Raw genomic sequence first — 16,597 nt, 5'->3', positions numbered from 1 at the left:
ACAACCGCCTGGTCGCGGCGGCCACAGCGCGCCGGTCACTCGCGGTCAGCGATACGGTGGAACGCGCGGTGCGGCGCAGCGTCGCACCGGCGGCGACGACCGCCGCGGCGAGCACGAGGCCCCACAGCCACGACGGTCCCGTGCCGATGAGGAGCAGCAGCAGCGCACCCGCCCCGAGCACACCGGCGGCACCCAGCACAACGACGGAATCGCCGCCCCCGGTGACCCCTTGGTGGACCGGCGGATACCCCGCGGCCCGCCGCTGCTCGAGCCGCTGCCGCAGCTGAGCCGACAGCTGTCGCTCGTCGACATAGGTCAGCCAGGTTCCGTCGAAGGTGTAGTCGATCAGGCGTGTCATCGGTTCACCCAGCACTACCACCAGGTGCGCGGTCGCACCTGGTTGGCCAGGTCGACCAGATGGTAGCGGTGCATCCGGTCGTCGCATTTGCGCGCGAGCAGTCGCAGGGACTCCGAGACGCCGTGGCGCACGCCGTCTTCGGTGAACGGCACACCCAGCAGCGTCGTCTGCGGGCGCTCCGGACCGCGCCGCGTGGTCAGCCACATCAGTGCGGCGTTCAACACCAGCACGCGCATCTGCTGCGCGCGCGGTTCGTCCGCGGGCAACTCCCGCACCCGAGTCGCGGCGGCGTGCAGGTCGGACTCCTCGAGCTCGGCCGGCGGCCGGGACACCAGCAGCACGCAGCCGGTCATCCGGGCCAGCGCGTGCAGGCTCGAAGTCCGTGCCACTTCGTCCAGGACCGCTACCGCCGCGAGAGGATCGCGGGCGGCCGCCAAGCGGCGGGCCATGCCGAAAGCGGCACTGACCGCGCTGCGGTTGGTGCGCCAGACGATCGTGTAATACCGCAGCGCCACCTCGTGCCAGCGCCCGGCGTGTTCATCGGCGGGTTCGGTCTCCGACAGTGAAATCCGTTCCTGCAGAAGGAGTTCAGCAGTCGCGGCCAGAGCCAGAGAGGGCGTGAGCTCCCCTGGCACCCTGGTGTGCACCGTGTCGAATCGGGTGAATGCTTCGTCGAAGTCCTCCGCCAGCAAGGCCGCGACACCCCGGTACCAGGCGATACGCCAGTCCGCGCGACTGTCGGACGCGATCCGGTCCAGCCGCTGCCTGGCGGCGACCGGATCGCCCATATCCAGATACGCACGCACCTCCGCCAGTGCGCCCTCCAGTTCGTACGAGGCCGGTGTGTCGATCTTGCCGGCCTGCGACCACTCCGCGACCATCCGCAGCGTGTCGAGCACCTGTTGCGGATCACTGGGCAGCGACCGTGACGACAGATTCACGCTCGGATCGTCGACATCGGTCAGCGGCACCGGCAGCGCCGCGACCACACTGGACGCGTCCAGGGTCCCGTGCCGGTACACGCCGTCGGCGAGGCTGTCGGTCGGCGCGATCAACGCCGTGGTCCCGAAACTGGTGCGCTGCGCGCTGAACAGGGTCGACGCCTGCGGGTACTCCTCGCCGGTGTCGGTCGCGAGCACGGTGGCCAGCACGCCGGTCAGCTGCGTATGCAGCGCCTGCATGGTCGGAAACCGCAGTGCCGGATCGGGATCGGTCGCCCGCAGCAGCAGCCGGTAGAACGCCTCGTAGCGCCGCAGCACCGGCTGCTCGATCGGGGTGGGCAGATCGTCGTTGCCGCCACGCGCCCGGCGGGCCGCCGGATCGAGGGTCAGCGCGGCCAGGGTACGGCCGACCGTGTAGATGTCGGAGGCAACCGTGGGCCCGGTGCTGGTGAGCTCCGGGGCCTGGAAACCCGGTGTGCCGTAGAGATATCCGGCCGAATCCATGGCGGCCACCGCACCGAGGTCGATCAGCTTGACCCGTTCCCCGACCATGATGTTGCCGGGCTTGAGGTCGTTGTAGGCGAGGCCGTTGGAGTGCAGGTACTCCAGTGCCGGAACGATTTCCAGGACGAAGGCGATGGCCTCGGCGACCGAGAGCCGATGCGGGGCGGCCGCGTGCAGGATGTCGTCCAGCGACCGGCCGTCGGCGTACTCCATCACGATGTAGCCGCACGGCTGCCCGTGCGGGGGCTGATGCTGAACGAAGTTGTAGATCTTCACGATATTGGGGTGCGACACCTCGGCCAGGAACTGCCGCTCGGCGACGGCGACCGCATGGGCCTCGAAGTCGCCGTAGGTCATCAGCCCTTTCAGCACCACCCATCGATCACTGACATTGCGGTCGATCGCGAGATACACCCAGCCCATACCGCCGTGGGCGAGGCAGCCCTGCACCTCGTATTGGTCCGCGACCAGATCGCCCTCCGCCAGCGCGGGCCGGAAATCGAATGGCGCGTCACAGATCTCGCATTCGCCCGATGCCGTGGCGGGGACGGCCGGCGTGGAACGGCCGACCGGCTCGTCACACCGCCAGCAGAATCGTTTCTCTTCTCGGACAACCGGTTCGGCGAGGACCGCGGTGCGCGGATCGATCGGCTCGGCGGGCGGCAGCTCCACCCAGCCCCCACCCAGTCGGCGGACGCTGGGCCGCGAACGCGGGCCGCGTCCGGCACCGAGCCCGGCATCGTCGAGCGCGGCGACCAACCCGGTGGTGGACAGCTCTGGTGCGGATTCGGTGCCGTGGTCCAGCATTCGGCCCCCTCCCGGTCTGCCTCGGCGGCGTGTGCCTCGGCATTCTGCGCGCCCAGGTCACCGATGCGCCACGCGACCCTTCCCCACCGTGGGAATACGGCACACGACCGACCTGGGAAGCGACCGTATCCTCGACGACATGGCCTGGTTCGAGCGGGAATTCATCGCTGTTCCCGACAGCCGCAAGAACCAGTTGGTGTACAAGTGGCCGGACGTCAACATCCGGCGCTTCTCCCGCGTGATCGTGAACTCCGGCGAGGTCGCGCTGTTCGTGCACACCGGACAGGTCGCGGGTCTGATGACTCCCGGTCGGCACCGGGTCGACGCCACCGAGCTGCCGGGCCTCGGCGCACTGCTGGACGCCGTCACCGGCGGCAACGCCTACCGTGCGGAGCTGTACTTCGTGGGAACCAGGGAGTTCCCGGGCAACAGGTTCGGCGGCCGGCTCGACGACATCCTTGATCCCCGCAGCGAGCAGATCGTCACCCTGCGCGTCTTCGGCGAGTACGCGCTGACCGTCCAGGACCCGGCCGCCCTGGTCACCGGGTTGATCGGCACCGTCGACCTGGCCGACCCCGACCAGGTCACCGCGTGGTGCTCGGACCTGCTGCTGCGGTCGATGAAGATCGCGGTGACGTCCGGGATCACCAATGGCCGATGGCCGGTACTCGGTCTCTCGGCGCATATGCCCGAGATCGACACCGATGTGCTGGCCGTGACGAACCGGCAGCTGCGCAGATACGGGCTGCTCATCACCCGCATGGGCAATTTCGACATCAACCTGGCACCCGAGGACGCCGATCGGCTCAAGCGGCTGGCCAAGGACACCAGATATCTCGAGCTGGTGGGCGACTACGGGCAGTACGCGGCGGGCGAGCTGGCGATCGGAGCCGGTCAGGGCATGGCGCACGGCGGCGACGCCGCTCTCGGCGGAGCCTTCCTCGGCGCCGGACTCGGCCTGAGCGCCGTCCACCCGCAACTCGCGGCGAAGCCCCGGTACAGTGCTCCCGGAAATACGGCGGACCGTGGGCATTCGGGTTCCGCGTGCCCACGGTGCCGGGCCGTGCACCCGGCTTCGACGGCGTTCTGCACCAGCTGCGGCGAACGGATGAGCACCGAGCGGTCGTGCACCGGCTGCGGGGCCGCGCTGCCGCCCGACGCCCGGTTCTGCGGTGCGTGCGGCACGAGATCCGCCGACCGTTGACCCAACCGGTCTGAACTTCGGTGTGACACTTCCTGACGTACCGTTGAATATCGTGTCGTTCTATTTTCAAGGAAATCCCACTGTGGTTTCCTTGAAGGATGGCAGTCGAGGCGAAGTACACGATCGACGAGTTGGCGCGGGAAGCCGGCACCACCGTCCGCAGCCTGCGTGTCTATCACGAGCGTGGCATTCTTCCCCCACCGATGGTGAAGGGCCGAACCGGCTACTACAGCCCGGAGCATCTGAGCCGGGTGCGCACCATCAGCCGCCTGCTCAACCGAGGGATCAAGCTGAGCGGGATCAAGGAACTGCTCAAGGCATGGGACCGCGGCGACGGGCTCTCCGACGTGCTCGGCGTCATCGACGAGACGACCGCCCGATCCGGCAAATTCCCCAATGAGACCATCTCGGCCGCCGAACTGCAGGAGCGGTACCGCGACGTTCCCGACGGCCTCGCGCGGATCGTCGCCATCGGGCTCTACCAACCCGTCGACGCCGTCACCTATCGGATCGCCAACCCGCGGCTGATCACCATCGGCAGTCGACTCACCGAGGCCGGGCTGCCGCTGAGCGAGGTCGTCGACGAGCTGGAGAATCTCTACGCCGACTGCGACCGCATCGCGCGCCGGCACGTCGACCTCTTCCACCGGATGGGCTGGGCCCGTTTCCAGCAGTCCGAGCGCACCCCGGACGACCTGGCCAGGGTCACCGAGCAGCTGGCCGCCACCCGCGTCGTTCCGGGGCGCGCGACCGTGGCGCTGGTGAGCCAGCTGGTGCTGCGCTATCTGGAGGACGACACGGCGGAATTGGCCGAACTCTACGACGATCCGGCGGATCTGACGGCGGCGCTACGTCACGAACCGTCCTGATCGAGCAGCCCCGACCGCTCCAGAAAGCTCCGGGCGCTCCGGTCCCCGTCGAAGGCCCCGGTCTCCAGAACGACACCGGTCCTCATGTCGGCGTAGCGCACGGTGGCCGAGGACCCCACCGCCGCGAACACGTCGCCGTCGGCGACGATCGTCCGGGCACTCGAACGCCACTGCTCGACGGTGGCCGCGAGCGCATCGGACGGCGGCGTGCGCACATGGAAGGTCAGATCCCGGCCCGCCGACAGGCCCCGCAGTAGCGGGTCACCGGCCGCGAGTACGCACCGTTCGCCGGACTCGGCGTGGTAGGGCCGACAGGTCGCGGCACGCAGCGGTTCGGGCAGACGGGCAGACGCGGTCGTGGCGGCGATCGGCGTGAGCGGCGGCGAGAACCTGCCCGCGATGAGCACACCACACACCAGCAGCACGGCCAGGCCCCCGACGGTCAACAGCCAGTGCCGCGGTGAATACCGCTTCCGCTCGGTCAGGGTCCGAACCCCGGAGGCCAGACCGCGTTCGACGGCGCCCACCGCGCGGAGGGCGTCCGCGCCACCGCGGGCAGCCGCTCCGCCGAAACGGACCGCGGACTCCGCATCGTGCGCGATGCGGGCGGCGGCGGTACCGATCCCCGGATGCCGGTGCTCCGGAACCGACGGCACCTCGCTCGGCCGCGGATCCGCCGCCGGTCCGGCGGCCGGGGCGGGCGCGGCCAGCGGCGCACCGCAGTACGCACAGCGCGCCAGGTCACCGTCATTGCGATGCGAGCAGTAGCCGCATGTCACCGCGGACATCTCGACTCACCCCTGCGGCTTTCCGGTGATCACGATCGAGGACACGGCGGTGTCGTTCAGCGATCGATCGCCACTCGACTCGAGAATCGTCAGAATGATCTCCGATGCCCGCACCGGCGGACTGATCTCGGTGGTGACGACGCCGCGCTGATCGAGAGTCTCCTGGGTGTAGGTGGTGAAGTTCTCGTTGTCGAACTGGTATGACACCCGGCTCGCCGTCCGGTGCCTGCTCCATTCGTCCACGCCGTCGGCGCGGATGTGGTCCCAGCCGGGCACGATCGAGATGGATTCGACCAGATACGTCCCGCCCAGGTCGATGGTCAGCACCTGGCCGTCGACGTGATAGGCCCGCACACACGACCATGCCTTGCCCGCCTCACCCGAGAAGGCGTCCATACCGTCGGTGCTGCCCGGCGGACAGTGGCTCGTCGCCGACACCACCTCGATCGGCTTCCCACGGCTCACCTCCTCGGTCGGCTCGGCGGGCGGCGGCGCGGGCGTCGGCGCCGCCGACGTCACGACCAGCGGTTGCCCTGCCTGTTGCTGCTCACCACCGGTGGTGATGAGCACGACCAGCAGCAGGACGGCCAGCACCGCACCGACGGACAGCAGTACTTTGGGTTTGCGCAGCTGTGGAGCGATCCGCTGCGTCAACGCGCCGAGGCGGCCGCCGGGCGTCGGCCGCAACAGGTCGTCGAACCGGTCCTTGCCGACCGGCTCCTCCCGCCGTTTCGGTGGGGCCTCGACATCGCGCCGCTCCGGTGGCATCCGAGCCGGATCGGTGAACCCCTGTGCTCTGGGCTCGATGGGCCCCGAGCCGTTCAGTAGCGCGTTGATCTGCTCACTGGCCGAGGACCTCCGTGCCGAACGCGGGCGGACCGGCAGCGGGCTGCCCGCCCCGGTGGGGCGCCGTGGTTCCGGAACGGTTTCCGCCTCCGCCAGCTCGCGGTCCGCGGCATCCGGGTCCGTCGCGGCCGAGCCGGTCGAAACCGGTTCGGGCGCTTCCTTTTCCGCCTCCGGCTTCGCCCCGGACGAGCCCGGCAACAGCGCGGCCAGGACCACGCTCCGATGGCGGAGGAAGACATCTCCCGGTTCCTCGTCGGGCATGCCGGGAATCGTATCGATTTCTCGGTCGCCGCCCGTTCCCAAGTGTGAGAACGCCACCGGCTACTGGTTGGGCTCGGTGATGAAATACTCTGGCGCGACATCGAATACGCGCGCCAGCGCGACGATCAGATCCAAGCGCGGTATGGCCTCACCGTGGATGAGGCGGTACAGGCCGGACTGCGATATCGGCACGTCCGGGTAGGCCAGCTCCAGGTGTTGCGCCAGCGAGTACAACGTCAGCGACCGCACCGGACCGTCGTCCTCGGTGGATACGACCGATTCCGCGACGAGTTCGGCGAGCCGCTTGGAGAACACCGACGCCGCCAGCTGTCGCGGCGTCAGTTCCTCACCGCCGCCGCCATTCCGGGATTCCGCCTCCGCTGACACGATATTCGACCTACTTTCCATCCGAGCCGGACGCGGGCCGAGCGCCCGCGAGTTCGGGTACCGGACGCTGCCGGTCCGGGGACGAGATACCGGCGGATTCGTCGATACCGGTCAGGAACCGGTCCTCGCCGATCGGTTCGATCAGATCGATCCGCACGGTGTGCATGGGGATACCGACATCGATCGCGGCCGCGCCGGTCTGATCGATGGACAGGTCGGCGGATCGCTGCCGTGGTCCGCCGGGTGCACTGATGACGATCGTGGTGGGCGCGGCCGTGGTACTCGGTACGAGCTGGTCGAAGACCGCCACGGTCGCCGGGCCCACTTCGGGCTCGGTCCCGTTGCGCGCCCCGATCGGGCCGTGTGCACCGACCAGCCGCAACGACCGGGGATCTCCGACCGCGTCCACCAGGTGCTGCCACTGCCCCGGGCGGCTCGAATGGATCTCGACATCTGCGCCGACGGCCACGGTCCGGAGCACGATCTGCTGGGCGATCGGCAGCTCCGCGTGCACGTCGACGGTGCGCCGCCGCGGGTTGTACCGCACCGGATCGTAAAGGGGGAGTGCGAGATTGTGTTCGGCCCGCCCTCTGATCGCACCGAGAATCTGCCCACTGGGACCGATGGCCATGCGCAGTTGTTCCGCCGCAACCTCGAGCTGTTCTCCGACCTGCCACACGACCGGATCGACGCGGCGTGGGCGGCCGATACGGTGCCACCGTTCGCGGCCACCGACCGGTAGCGATGCCAGCAGCGCGGCGCCTTGACGGCCGGTCAGTGGATGCAGGTAAGCGGGTCGTCCGACCTGCGGCCCCGGCCCGACATAGCGTGCCAGGGCACGCACCTCGACCTCGCGGTCTTCGGCAGCGCCCGTACCGCCGTGTTGGACGCCCCGGCTGGTCAATGCCACGGTGAGGGTTGTCCGGCCGGTGTGCCACGTCCAGCAGGAATCGAGAGCATCGTCGATCCGCGCGAGATCGATCTCATAGCTGGTGACGTGGCGAGTCGGCACCGGTCCGGCCAGCATGCGCCAGCTCTCTCGCAGATCGGTCAATTCGAATCCGGTGTGCAGCGACCGGGTCGCCGCCTGCATGGCCTCGGCGGGCAGCGGATGAGCGGCGATGTCTATCTCGCGCAGCCGGGCCGCGATGCGATGTGCCGCGGAGGCAAGCGCTTTCGGCGCCGCGGCCGCCGCCGAACCACGCCGGGCGAGAGGCTCGAGGTTCCGTTCGACATCCAGACGCAGCACCAACCAGGTCAACCGCTCCCCGACCGCCGGGTCGGTGCCGATCAGCTGGTCGTACAGCATGCCGTAGCTTCCCACGGACCGAACCCGCCGGCCAGTCGTCACGATGTCGATGTCGATCGCGATGCCGTACTGGTCGAGCATCTCGGCGAGCACCGGCACCGGCACCGTGTCCTCGGTGTAGGTGGTGCCCGCGCCGATGATCGTCGGTAGATCCAGGTTCGGAGCCAGCTGGATCATCGCGATCAGGGTGTCACCCCCACGCCGGATGCCGCAGACGCCCGCGGCCACACGCACGTCGACCACCGATTCCGGTCGCACGAGTTCGCGGGCCCGGGCCGACCGACCGGCGCGGTACCCGATCCAGTCGCGCAACCATCGGTAGGCGGTGCGCTGGCCCACGGGCACCACGACGACGGCTGACCACAGTGCGAGCACCAGTGCGGCGACCCACCACGGATGGGTCCGGGACAGCACGACCAGCATGAGGACGGCGATGAAAACCGCCCCGGCGACCGGGCCGGGTTCGGCGCCGAACGGTAGCCGCGGGGCCGGGGTGCCGCTCGGACCGGCGCCGCGGAACGATACGGTCACCGCGACCTCGACGACTGGGTGCCGGATCGCCGGATCCCGGCGAACCCGGGGCCGAAGCTCGCCGCCAGACCCAGCAATACGGCACCGGCGATGACCACTGTCGCGGTGATCGCGGGGCGCAGGTCTCGCGGTCGTTCGGGCGGTTTCACGGCCAGCGGTGCGGACTGGAAGAGCCCCTCCGGCCTGCTGGGCGGTGTCCGGTAGCTGAGCGCTGCCAGCGGGTCGATGAGCCCGGCACCGACCACATTGTCCACACCGCGAGCCGGCGAATGGGCGCTGGCTTGCAGGCGCGTCGCGATCTCGGCCGGTGTCTCGCCCGGGAACCGCGACCGCAGCAGGGCGGCGACACCGCTGACATACGCGGTGGCGAAGGACGCACCGCCGATCTCGGACAGCGCGGCCGGATCCCCGACCCCGCTGACGACGCCACCACCCGGACCGAGAGATACGATGCCGGTCCCCGGTGCGGCCACCGAGACCCAGGGTCCGGCGAGCGAGCTGTCCAACGCGGCGCCGGCGACGGTGGTGACGCCGACGGTGAGCACCTCGGGGGTGAACCAGCCGGGTGTGGATATGGTCTGCACCCTCCGCCAGCCGCGCGGATCCACCGAATCGGTGGGATCGACACCCGGATTCTGCTGGTTGCATCCCGATCCGCCGGTGTCACCGGCGCTGGCGACGATCAGTGCGCCACGCACCCGCACGGCGTAGCCGATGGCCGCCGAGAGCTGGGATTGATCGACCGCCTCCCGCACCGGCACGCATACCGGCAGCGCCACGGTGATCACACCCGCGCCCTGCCGGGCCGCGTGCACGATGGCGCGGGCCAGCGTGCGGACCTGGACCGCTGCCTCGGCCCCCGGTCGGAAGTGCTGCGGATCCTCGGCGGTGAACGCCGCGGACCGGTAACGAATGGACAGGATCCGGGCCTCCGGGGCGACACCGATGAACCCGTCCGTGGGGTCTGCTGTGCCGGCGATGATGCCGGCCACCAGGGTGCCGTGCGCGTCGCAATCGGACAGTCCCTCGCCGCCGTCGGCGACATAATCCCCACCTCCGACGACATCGCGCAGCCGGTGGCTCGGTTTCACCCCGGTATCGATCACGGCCACGGTGACGCCCGCGCCCCGGCTCAGTTCCCTGGCTCGGGACAGGTTCAAGGCGGTGTCGACCGGGGGCTGCCGCGCCGGATCGGTTCCCGGAAGAATACCGGCCGCCACGCAGCCTTTGTCCTGTTTCATCGGAAACTCCGGTTTCGGCGGCTCTTCCGCCGGTGGCGGTCCGACGACGACCTGTGGTGGCTCGACGGCCGCCGCGGGTGCCGCACCGGTGAACAGGGCGGCCGCCACCAGTGTCACGGCGCATCCGGTCGTACGCATCAGATCGCCCTCATCGCCGCATAGATCCCCATGATCCAGAACGCCAGGATCGGCACGATCAGCAGCAGCAGGTATTCGAACAGGTCGGTCACCCGCCGGGTCACCGGGGACAGCCGGACATTCGGCAACCGGACCGCCGCGAGACAACCCAGCACCGCCGCCACCAGAACGAGGGCCGCGACCAGCAGCCGGACGCCGACGGTGTCGTGCACGCCGACCAGCACGATTCCCAGCCCGATCACCGTCACCGCGGATCCGGTCACCAGCGCGATGGCCTGCACGCGGTCCGGATACCAGCGGGCCCGCATCGCCAGAATTCCCGCCACCGCCACGGCGAGCACGATCTCGCGGATCTTGCCGGGATGCGTCGCGGCCGCCAGCACCGTGGCGACGGACAGCGACAGCGACAGCGCCACGACCAATCCGCGCAGGCTCGTCACCGCCAGACGCGCCCGTGATTCGAAGGTGGCCTCGATGCGTCGGCGTTGCGGGTCGTCGGGTTCGCTCTCGGTGCCGGTCTCGGCGTCGAAGATGTCGGTGAGTGTCGCGGGCGCCACCTCATTGCCCGGGTCGGGCAGATCCGGTGGCCGGATCCGGGCGATCACCGCGGCCACACGCGGAGCCGATCCCAGCAGCATCACGATGATCAGCACCGCACCGGCCGCCACCTGGCTCGCCGACAGCTCCAGATAGGCCGCGGGCAGCGCCGCGAGGACGCCGAGGATGCCGAGCGCGGTCACCGACATCAGCGTCGCGATACCCACCCGGGTCACGCGCATCATGGTCGCCGCGGCGACGGCCGCGACCACGGCGCCCGCCGCGAGGTTGGCCGCGGTGAATCGGCCGGTTTCGTCGTATTCCGTCGGCACCAGCATGGCGCCGCCGGCGAACAGCAGCACCAGCGCGGCGAGGGCCGATCCCAGGCAGGCGCGGGGCGCGGCGAACCGCTGGCCGGCGACGACCGCCGCACCCAGGAACACCGCGCCCAGCAGCAGGGCGGGGACCGCACACCACAGGACCGATCCGCTGCGCAGCCATGCCCAGGTCAGCATGCTCGCGGCCGCCGTCGCACCGGCCACCAGCACGCCGAAGCCGACCACCGCCGACGTTCCGGCGTCGTACTCGGCGAACTCGCGCTCGTTGATCAGGGCGAGCGCATCGGTGATGTCCTCGACGATCGGCCGGAACACCTCCGCGGACTCGACCGGTGTCAGCACCAGCACGGCGCCATCGGCGATGTCATGGTCGGCAAGGCTGCGCCAGCGCGGAATCGGGAGCTGTCCGGGTCGGGCCAGACTCCACTGTCCGACCGGCGGGGTGAAGTCGACGTCGTCGTCCTCGACCGCCGCGGCCAGCACCTCGAGCAGATCGTCGATGAATGTCTCCACCGCGAACTTGGTGGGCACCACGACGTCGACCTGGTAGGTGGCCACCATGATCGCCACCCGGACCCGGGCCACTTCCGCCGAGGTCGCCGCGTCCGCGGCCGGCGAGGCGACAGCGGTCACCGTGTCGCTCCTCGGAAGGTCGGGAACCCGTCGGACAGGGCCGCGGCCAGTTCCTCGAACGCCAATACGGTGTCGCCGTGCAGCAGTCGCAGATCGATTTCGCCGCCCTCGGCCAGATGTGGGTCGTAGGGCAGCGTGTAGGTAGGCCGTTCCGCGGTGGCGAACAACTGCTCGATCGCCGCCACGTCGACATTCGGCTTCACCGGATGCTGGTGCACGATGGCGACACTCGACCGGTGGACCAGGCGTTCGAGACCGTGGGCGGCGAGCCAGTTCAGGGTCGCGACCGCACCGGTCACCCCGCCCACCGTGGCCGGGGTGACCACCAGTGCCGCATCACTGCTGGCCAGCACCCCACCGGTCGCCGAATCGAACACACCGGTACCGCAGTCGACGACCACCAGGTTGTAATGCACCCGAAGGGTTTGCACGGCCGCCGCGTACTCGTCACCGTTCAGCGCCCGGGTGGCATCGGTCGCCCACGGCGACGCGACGACCACCAGATTGGCGTTGTTCGTGGTGGTGTAGGCCTGGACAGCCGAGAACGCCCGCAGATCCCGGGCTTGTGCCAGATCGCGGAGGGTGAGCCCGTACGGATGTCGCACGGTCCGGGTGCCGAGATCGCTGAAGTCGGGATTGGCGTCGACCGCGACCACCCGGTCGTAGCGGATGGAGGCGAAGGTCGATCCGAGTGTCGCCGCGGTCGTGGTCCGGCCGACGCCGCCCTTCACGCTGATGACCGCGATCTGGTAGGTGCCGGGAATCTGCCGCCGGATCCGGTTGCGCCGGTCCTCGGCGCGCTGCTCGGCCGGTGACAGTCCGAAACGGAAGCCCACCTTGTTCAGCGCGCCGCGCACGCCGGTCGACGCCCGCAGGGTCGCACGGTTGGTCGCGGTGATCTCCGCCAGCAGGTGGGAGGCGGCCTGCGCGGCCGAGATGACCTCCACACGGCCCGCCGGCTCGGACCGCTGCCCGATCGGCTCCACACCCATGGTGACCTCGGGCTCGAGTTCGCCGGTGGCCGACCATCTCGTCACGTCACGTCCCGCGTGCTCGGCGGCACCCGCGGCCTCCGATGCCGCCTCACGTGCCGCCGAGGCGCCGGACTCGCTCCCGGATCCGACGGCGGTGCTCGCGTCTCGCGGCTGCGCCTGTCCCGTCGTATGCGCGGGGTACGCCGCCGTGGACGATGGCGGCACGGGCGCGGCATACGTCGGTGCGGCGGTGCCGGTCGAGTTCGGTGGCTGTGCCGTGGCATACGTGGATGCCGGTGCACCGGTCCCGGCGGAGGTGACCCCGGAATGCTGCGGCGGCGCGGCCTGGGCGGTGGTCGGCGTCGCGGTATCCGCCGGGCGCGGCGGCGCGGCGGGTCGGTCCGAGGCGACGGACGCGTCGACGCCTGGCTGGGCACTGCCCGGTCCGGTGGTTTCCGCCTGCTGCGCCGCAGCATCGGGACCAGGGGAGTCCGGGAGCAGGTAGGTGCCGTAGCCGCCCAGGTGGCGGGCCGAGTCCTGCCCCCGTCCATTGACGGTCGGTGGTCGATTCACCATGTGCCTCTTCCTCGCACGATCATTCGTTCCCTCACCGATGCCGCCACCGTTCAGACCCGGCTGGTGTCGAACCAGCTGCGGCTCGGCAACATCTCGACCAGGGCGGCGACACCCGCCGCGACGGTGGCGTCGTCACCCGGGGCGAAGGTCGCCCATTGCTGCCCGTCGTAACCGACGCCGGGCGTCGCGACGACCCGGCCGGATTCGGTGTCGAACACGCTCATACACACGCCCGCCTCCGCGGTCCCGCCGTCGTGATGTTCGAGGACCACCACCTCCGCACGCCGCAACACCTCTTCGAACACCCGGCTCAGCACACCCGCGGTGTGCGGAACCGCACCCAACTCCAGGAACCGCTGCTTCCACTCGGCCGCGCCGTCGGACGGCGCACCGACGAATTCCTCCGGCTCGGCTGTCACCGGCTCGAATTCCAGTGCGGGGCAGGGCCCCAACGCCGCGAGCAGCGCGCCGGCCACCGCGCGCAGGTCGCGGGTTTCGTTGAAGACCGGCTGTATCACCACGTGGTCGTCGTACCGCAGCGCCAGCACATGGACGTCGTCGCGACGGACCAGCGACATTCGCAGTACGCCAGCCGGAACCTCGTCGGCACCGGTGTCGATGATTCGCGCGGCGAGCTCCACATCCGGTCGATACAGGCACTCCAGCCAGTGCGCGACCTGTGGATGCACTCGGTCGCCCACGAGCACGCCCGCCTCGACGAGCTGCTCGCGTACGACCGCGTGCACCCGGTCGCGGTCCTCGACGCGGTAGATATTGGGCATCAGCGCGAGCACCACGGGGTAGGAGTCGATGCCGACCAACTGCTGAAGCAGCAGGGCGGCATCGACATTCAGATCTACCGCTACCGGATCCGATTCCACTCCGCCACCCGGTGATCGATGCCATCGCGCCTAGATGCCGATAGCAAGGAACCTCGATCCCGCGTCCTTGTCCGTCGTGTTCATCAGTCCGCCAGCGCCACCGGCTGTCATGATCGCCGTCTTCAGCGACTGCAGGGCCGCGTTGTATTCGCCGATCTTCTTCAGCAGCAGATCGATCTGCGGATGCCAGCCGTTCTCCGCCGCCTCACCGGTGAAGGATGCCTTGAGCCCGTTCTCCAGGCCCATCAGGCTTTGATTGTTCTCTTCGATCGCGCCTACGATCTGCTGGAACGTCAGCGTGCTGGTATCGACGGCCTGATAGTTGTATGTCATTGCCATGACAATCGACCTCTTATGCTGTTCGTGTATAGATGTTCGGTTCGTGTGGGGATTTCGTTCTCAGAAATTGGTGTTCACCGGACTGGTCCCCGAGGGCGCGGGGACGTCCACCGCTCCATTGGTACCCAGTGATGTCGCGTTCCGGACCTGGGCGGCCGCGTCCATATCACTGGCATCGATCCTGATGCCGGTGTCCTGCAGGGTCTGGATGATCTCCTGCAGTTTCACGGCGAGATCATGGCCTTTGGTGTGGGCGTTCGTCATGGCTTCCCGCACGGCCGCACCGGCGCCCGGGCTGACGATCGCCGCCGCCAACTCGTCCTGAACGCCGAGCAGTGCCTTCAGATAGCCTTCGTGATTTCCCTGCAGGGCCATCGCATTCCGGGCAGCGGGAATCAATACATCGGGATCAGCATTAAGTGCCATTTCACTTTCCTTCCTCAGTTACCAGCACTAGGCCGCGGTGTACGTCACCGGGACCGCCCTCGTGTGACGAGTGGGCCTCGTCGTCGGCGTACTCGATGACGCCGATCACGGGTGGCTTCTCGAGGATCGGCACCTCCTGGGGCTCTCCCGGGACGTATGCCTTGCTCGACTTCTTCTCGTCGTCGCGGCGACGACGCATTCTCGCCGTGGGTGCGGTGACTCCCCGGCGTGGTGCGCTGCGGGAAACCGGTGCGCCCGACGTTCCGGCGGCCGGTGCCCCGAAGGCGGTACCGACTCCGGGTGGCCAGCTCGACGGCATCCGGAATCCGGTCGACAGCCCGGACATGGCGCCGAGACCGCCTCGGACCAGTCCCATCGCCACCATGCCGCCCATACCACCGTTCAAGGCGGCGAGGGTGGTCGACCCGGTCGACGTTCCGGGGAAGCCCGGCTGGCCCAGGGATTCGCCGCCGAACTCGGAGATTCCGAGATCGGCCATATCGGGCATCGCCGGGTCGGTCAGCTGGTCCGCCGCCGACGACACCGCCTGTTCGACGTCCGGTAACGGGTTCTCGGCCTGCGGGGTCGGCTGCGACGGTCCCTGGCCCGGATCGCCGGTGTTCGGCGAGGTTCCGCCCTGACCCCCGCTCGGATCGCCCCCGCCGGGATTGCCGCCGGTGGGTCCGCCGCCAGTGCCACCCGTCATCGTCTTCGGGGTGGCGGGGGTCCCGCTGGTCGGCGCGGGTCCAATCGTCGGTACGACGGCCATGTACGGGGAGACCGGGCCGGGACCGGCGATGATCGGCGGTGCCGGAATCGGTGGCGGCAGCGCCGCCACATGGGCCGATGCCTCTCCGGTGTATTTGATCATCGATTTGGCCGCCTCGATCCACATGCCGTAGTAGACCGTCTCGGCGGCGGCCAGCACGGCGACGGTCGGGCCGGTGGGCGCCCCCGCGAGCGCCGCCGCCCGGCAGACCTTGATCACCGCCTTGATCGCCAGAATCGCGGGCAGCGGTGGCATCGTAGCCATGGCTCCCGTGTAGGCCCGGGCGACGCCGCTGGCCTGCACCGCCACCTGGTCGGCGACCGCGGCCTGTTTCCGCAACCAGGCGGCATGGGTGCGGAACGCGGTCGACGCGGCAGTCGCCGAGGGTCCGGCCCACGCGAACGACATCGAATTCATCGACCCGTCGGAGGCCGCAGCCGTCCCCGCGAGCACAGTGGCCAGTTGCCGGTATCCAGCCGAGGTGACGAGCATCGGACCCGGTCCCGGACCGGTCGACAGCATGTACGAATTGAATTCCGGCGGCAGTGCCGCGAACAGGAAGGTCAGCGGAAAGGCCACGGGTCGCTCCAGGTCAGCCGTTGAACGCGGCGCCGCGCGGTGCGACCACCGTGCCGCCGGTGGTATCCGTGCTTTGGTAGTTGACACTGATCGGCACCAGTTCCTGCGCACCGGCCTGCAGGTGCCCCGCTCCGGTCGCGGTGGTCGTGAAGAACGGGACGGCGTAACCGGCGAACGCCGCCGCGGACAGGATGCTCACCGGGTCGATCGCGGCGGAAACCGGTGCCGCGACCGCCGCCGCGGCCTTCATCGCACCGACGAGAGCCGTCTCCGCCGTGACCAATTCGGCACTGGTTACCGGAAGGTGTTCCGGAGAAATGTGCAGCGTCATCGCATGAACTCCTATCGACGGATGCTGCCC

16 protein-coding genes are annotated in these 16,597 nt (G+C 69.4%); 2 read left to right on the top strand and 14 right to left on the bottom strand.

The annotated features are described in order from the left end of the window. Positions 1 to 358, bottom strand: a 358-nt coding sequence (locus tag ON31_RS30280; protein WP_157533817.1) for a hypothetical protein, incomplete at its 3' end; no start/stop codon positions are given. A gap of 14 nt (positions 359 to 372) precedes the next feature. Then, a complete protein-coding gene (locus tag ON31_RS30275) occupies positions 373 to 2,610 on the bottom strand; it encodes a serine/threonine-protein kinase (RefSeq protein ID WP_051037979.1) in 2,238 nt (745 codons plus the stop codon). 139 nt (positions 2,611 to 2,749) lie between these two features. On the opposite strand from ON31_RS30275, the gene ON31_RS30270 reads away from it, so the two are divergent. Further along, positions 2,750 to 3,814 carry an SPFH domain-containing protein gene (locus ON31_RS30270; RefSeq protein WP_039818560.1) on the top strand — a complete coding sequence of 355 codons (1,065 nt, stop codon included), beginning with the start codon at positions 2,750 to 2,752 and terminating at the stop codon, positions 3,812 to 3,814. Between the two features lie 98 nt (positions 3,815 to 3,912). After that, positions 3,913 to 4,683 carry a MerR family transcriptional regulator gene (locus tag ON31_RS30265; RefSeq protein WP_051037977.1) on the top strand — a complete coding sequence of 257 codons (771 nt, stop codon included), beginning with the start codon at positions 3,913 to 3,915 and terminating at the stop codon, positions 4,681 to 4,683. On the opposite strand, the gene ON31_RS30260 is transcribed toward ON31_RS30265, so the two are convergent. The 12 genes from ON31_RS30260 to ON31_RS30205 form a co-directional block, all read right to left on the bottom strand. Then, the gene (locus ON31_RS30260) at positions 4,668 to 5,471 is read right to left on the bottom strand and encodes a hypothetical protein (protein WP_039818549.1); all 804 of its coding nucleotides are present in this window, start codon (positions 5,469 to 5,471) and stop codon (positions 4,668 to 4,670) included. The genes ON31_RS30265 and ON31_RS30260 overlap by 16 nt on opposite strands. Before the next feature lie 6 nt (positions 5,472 to 5,477). Then, positions 5,478 to 6,578: a hypothetical protein gene (locus ON31_RS30255; RefSeq protein ID WP_039818547.1), complete on the bottom strand. Its 1,101-nt coding sequence runs from the start codon at positions 6,576 to 6,578 to the stop codon at positions 5,478 to 5,480. Between the two features lie 60 nt (positions 6,579 to 6,638). Continuing rightward, the gene (locus ON31_RS30250; RefSeq protein WP_244961609.1) at positions 6,639 to 6,965 is read right to left on the bottom strand and encodes a helix-turn-helix domain-containing protein; all 327 of its coding nucleotides are present in this window, start codon (positions 6,963 to 6,965) and stop codon (positions 6,639 to 6,641) included. A gap of 10 nt (positions 6,966 to 6,975) precedes the next feature. Further along, positions 6,976 to 8,805, bottom strand: coding sequence for a type VII secretion protein EccE (gene eccE, locus ON31_RS30245; RefSeq protein ID WP_051037974.1), 1,830 nt, complete (start codon positions 8,803 to 8,805; stop codon positions 6,976 to 6,978). Beyond that, complete coding sequence (mycP, locus tag ON31_RS30240) at positions 8,802 to 10,184, bottom strand: type VII secretion-associated serine protease mycosin (protein WP_051037973.1); 1,383 nt, start codon at positions 10,182 to 10,184, stop codon at positions 8,802 to 8,804. Before mycP ends, eccE begins: the two co-directional genes overlap by 4 nt. Then, on the bottom strand, positions 10,184 to 11,692 hold the full coding sequence (gene eccD / locus ON31_RS30235; protein WP_039818544.1) for a type VII secretion integral membrane protein EccD: 1,509 nt from the start codon (positions 11,690 to 11,692) through the stop codon (positions 10,184 to 10,186). The genes mycP and eccD overlap by 1 nt, the downstream gene beginning before the upstream one ends. Beyond that, positions 11,689 to 13,242: a MinD/ParA family ATP-binding protein gene (locus ON31_RS38270; protein ID WP_081592843.1), complete on the bottom strand. Its 1,554-nt coding sequence runs from the start codon at positions 13,240 to 13,242 to the stop codon at positions 11,689 to 11,691. The genes eccD and ON31_RS38270 overlap by 4 nt, the downstream gene beginning before the upstream one ends. Positions 13,243 to 13,292: 50 nt before the next feature. Further along, on the bottom strand, positions 13,293 to 14,123 hold the full coding sequence (locus ON31_RS30225; RefSeq protein WP_039818543.1) for an ESX secretion-associated protein EspG: 831 nt from the start codon (positions 14,121 to 14,123) through the stop codon (positions 13,293 to 13,295). Between the two features lie 30 nt (positions 14,124 to 14,153). Beyond that, a complete protein-coding gene (locus tag ON31_RS30220) occupies positions 14,154 to 14,456 on the bottom strand; it encodes a hypothetical protein (RefSeq protein ID WP_039818542.1) in 303 nt (100 codons plus the stop codon). A gap of 66 nt (positions 14,457 to 14,522) precedes the next feature. Beyond that, positions 14,523 to 14,888 (bottom strand): hypothetical protein, encoded by a 366-nt coding sequence (locus ON31_RS30215; protein ID WP_143979717.1) that lies wholly within the window; start codon positions 14,886 to 14,888, stop codon positions 14,523 to 14,525. A gap of 1 nt (position 14,889) precedes the next feature. Beyond that, positions 14,890 to 16,236 carry a PPE family protein gene (locus ON31_RS30210; RefSeq protein ID WP_039818539.1) on the bottom strand — a complete coding sequence of 449 codons (1,347 nt, stop codon included), beginning with the start codon at positions 16,234 to 16,236 and terminating at the stop codon, positions 14,890 to 14,892. A 13-nt stretch (positions 16,237 to 16,249) separates the two neighbouring features. After that, a complete protein-coding gene (locus tag ON31_RS30205) occupies positions 16,250 to 16,567 on the bottom strand; it encodes a PE domain-containing protein (RefSeq protein WP_039818538.1) in 318 nt (105 codons plus the stop codon). Between the last annotated feature and the right edge of the window lie 30 nt (positions 16,568 to 16,597).

This window comes from Nocardia otitidiscaviarum NBRC 14405 (assembly GCF_000308635.1).
Taxonomy (GTDB): Bacteria; Actinomycetota; Actinomycetes; order Mycobacteriales; family Mycobacteriaceae; genus Nocardia; species Nocardia otitidiscaviarum.
The sequence above is the reverse complement of the archived record's forward strand: the minus strand, read 5'-3'. Positions and strand labels throughout refer to the sequence as shown.

Excerpts from the sequence above, each read along its gene's own strand:
- mycP (WP_051037973.1), bottom strand. The coding sequence starts at position 10,184 with ATGCGTACGACCGGATGCGCCGTGACACTGGTGGCGGCCGCCCTGTTC.
- ON31_RS30260 (WP_039818549.1), bottom strand. The coding sequence starts at position 5,471 with ATGTCCGCGGTGACATGCGGCTACTGCTCGCATCGCAATGACGGTGAC.
- ON31_RS30265 (WP_051037977.1), top strand. The coding sequence starts at position 3,913 with ATGGCAGTCGAGGCGAAGTACACGATCGACGAGTTGGCGCGGGAAGCC.
- ON31_RS38270 (WP_081592843.1), bottom strand. The coding sequence starts at position 13,242 with ATGGTGAATCGACCACCGACCGTCAATGGACGGGGGCAGGACTCGGCC.
- ON31_RS30275 (WP_051037979.1), bottom strand. The coding sequence starts at position 2,610 with ATGCTGGACCACGGCACCGAATCCGCACCAGAGCTGTCCACCACCGGG.
- ON31_RS30255 (WP_039818547.1), bottom strand. The coding sequence starts at position 6,578 with ATGCCCGACGAGGAACCGGGAGATGTCTTCCTCCGCCATCGGAGCGTG.
- ON31_RS30215 (WP_143979717.1), bottom strand. The coding sequence starts at position 14,888 with ATGGCACTTAATGCTGATCCCGATGTATTGATTCCCGCTGCCCGGAAT.
- ON31_RS30270 (WP_039818560.1), top strand. The coding sequence starts at position 2,750 with ATGGCCTGGTTCGAGCGGGAATTCATCGCTGTTCCCGACAGCCGCAAG.
- ON31_RS30205 (WP_039818538.1), bottom strand. The coding sequence starts at position 16,567 with ATGACGCTGCACATTTCTCCGGAACACCTTCCGGTAACCAGTGCCGAA.
- ON31_RS30220 (WP_039818542.1), bottom strand. The coding sequence starts at position 14,456 with ATGACATACAACTATCAGGCCGTCGATACCAGCACGCTGACGTTCCAG.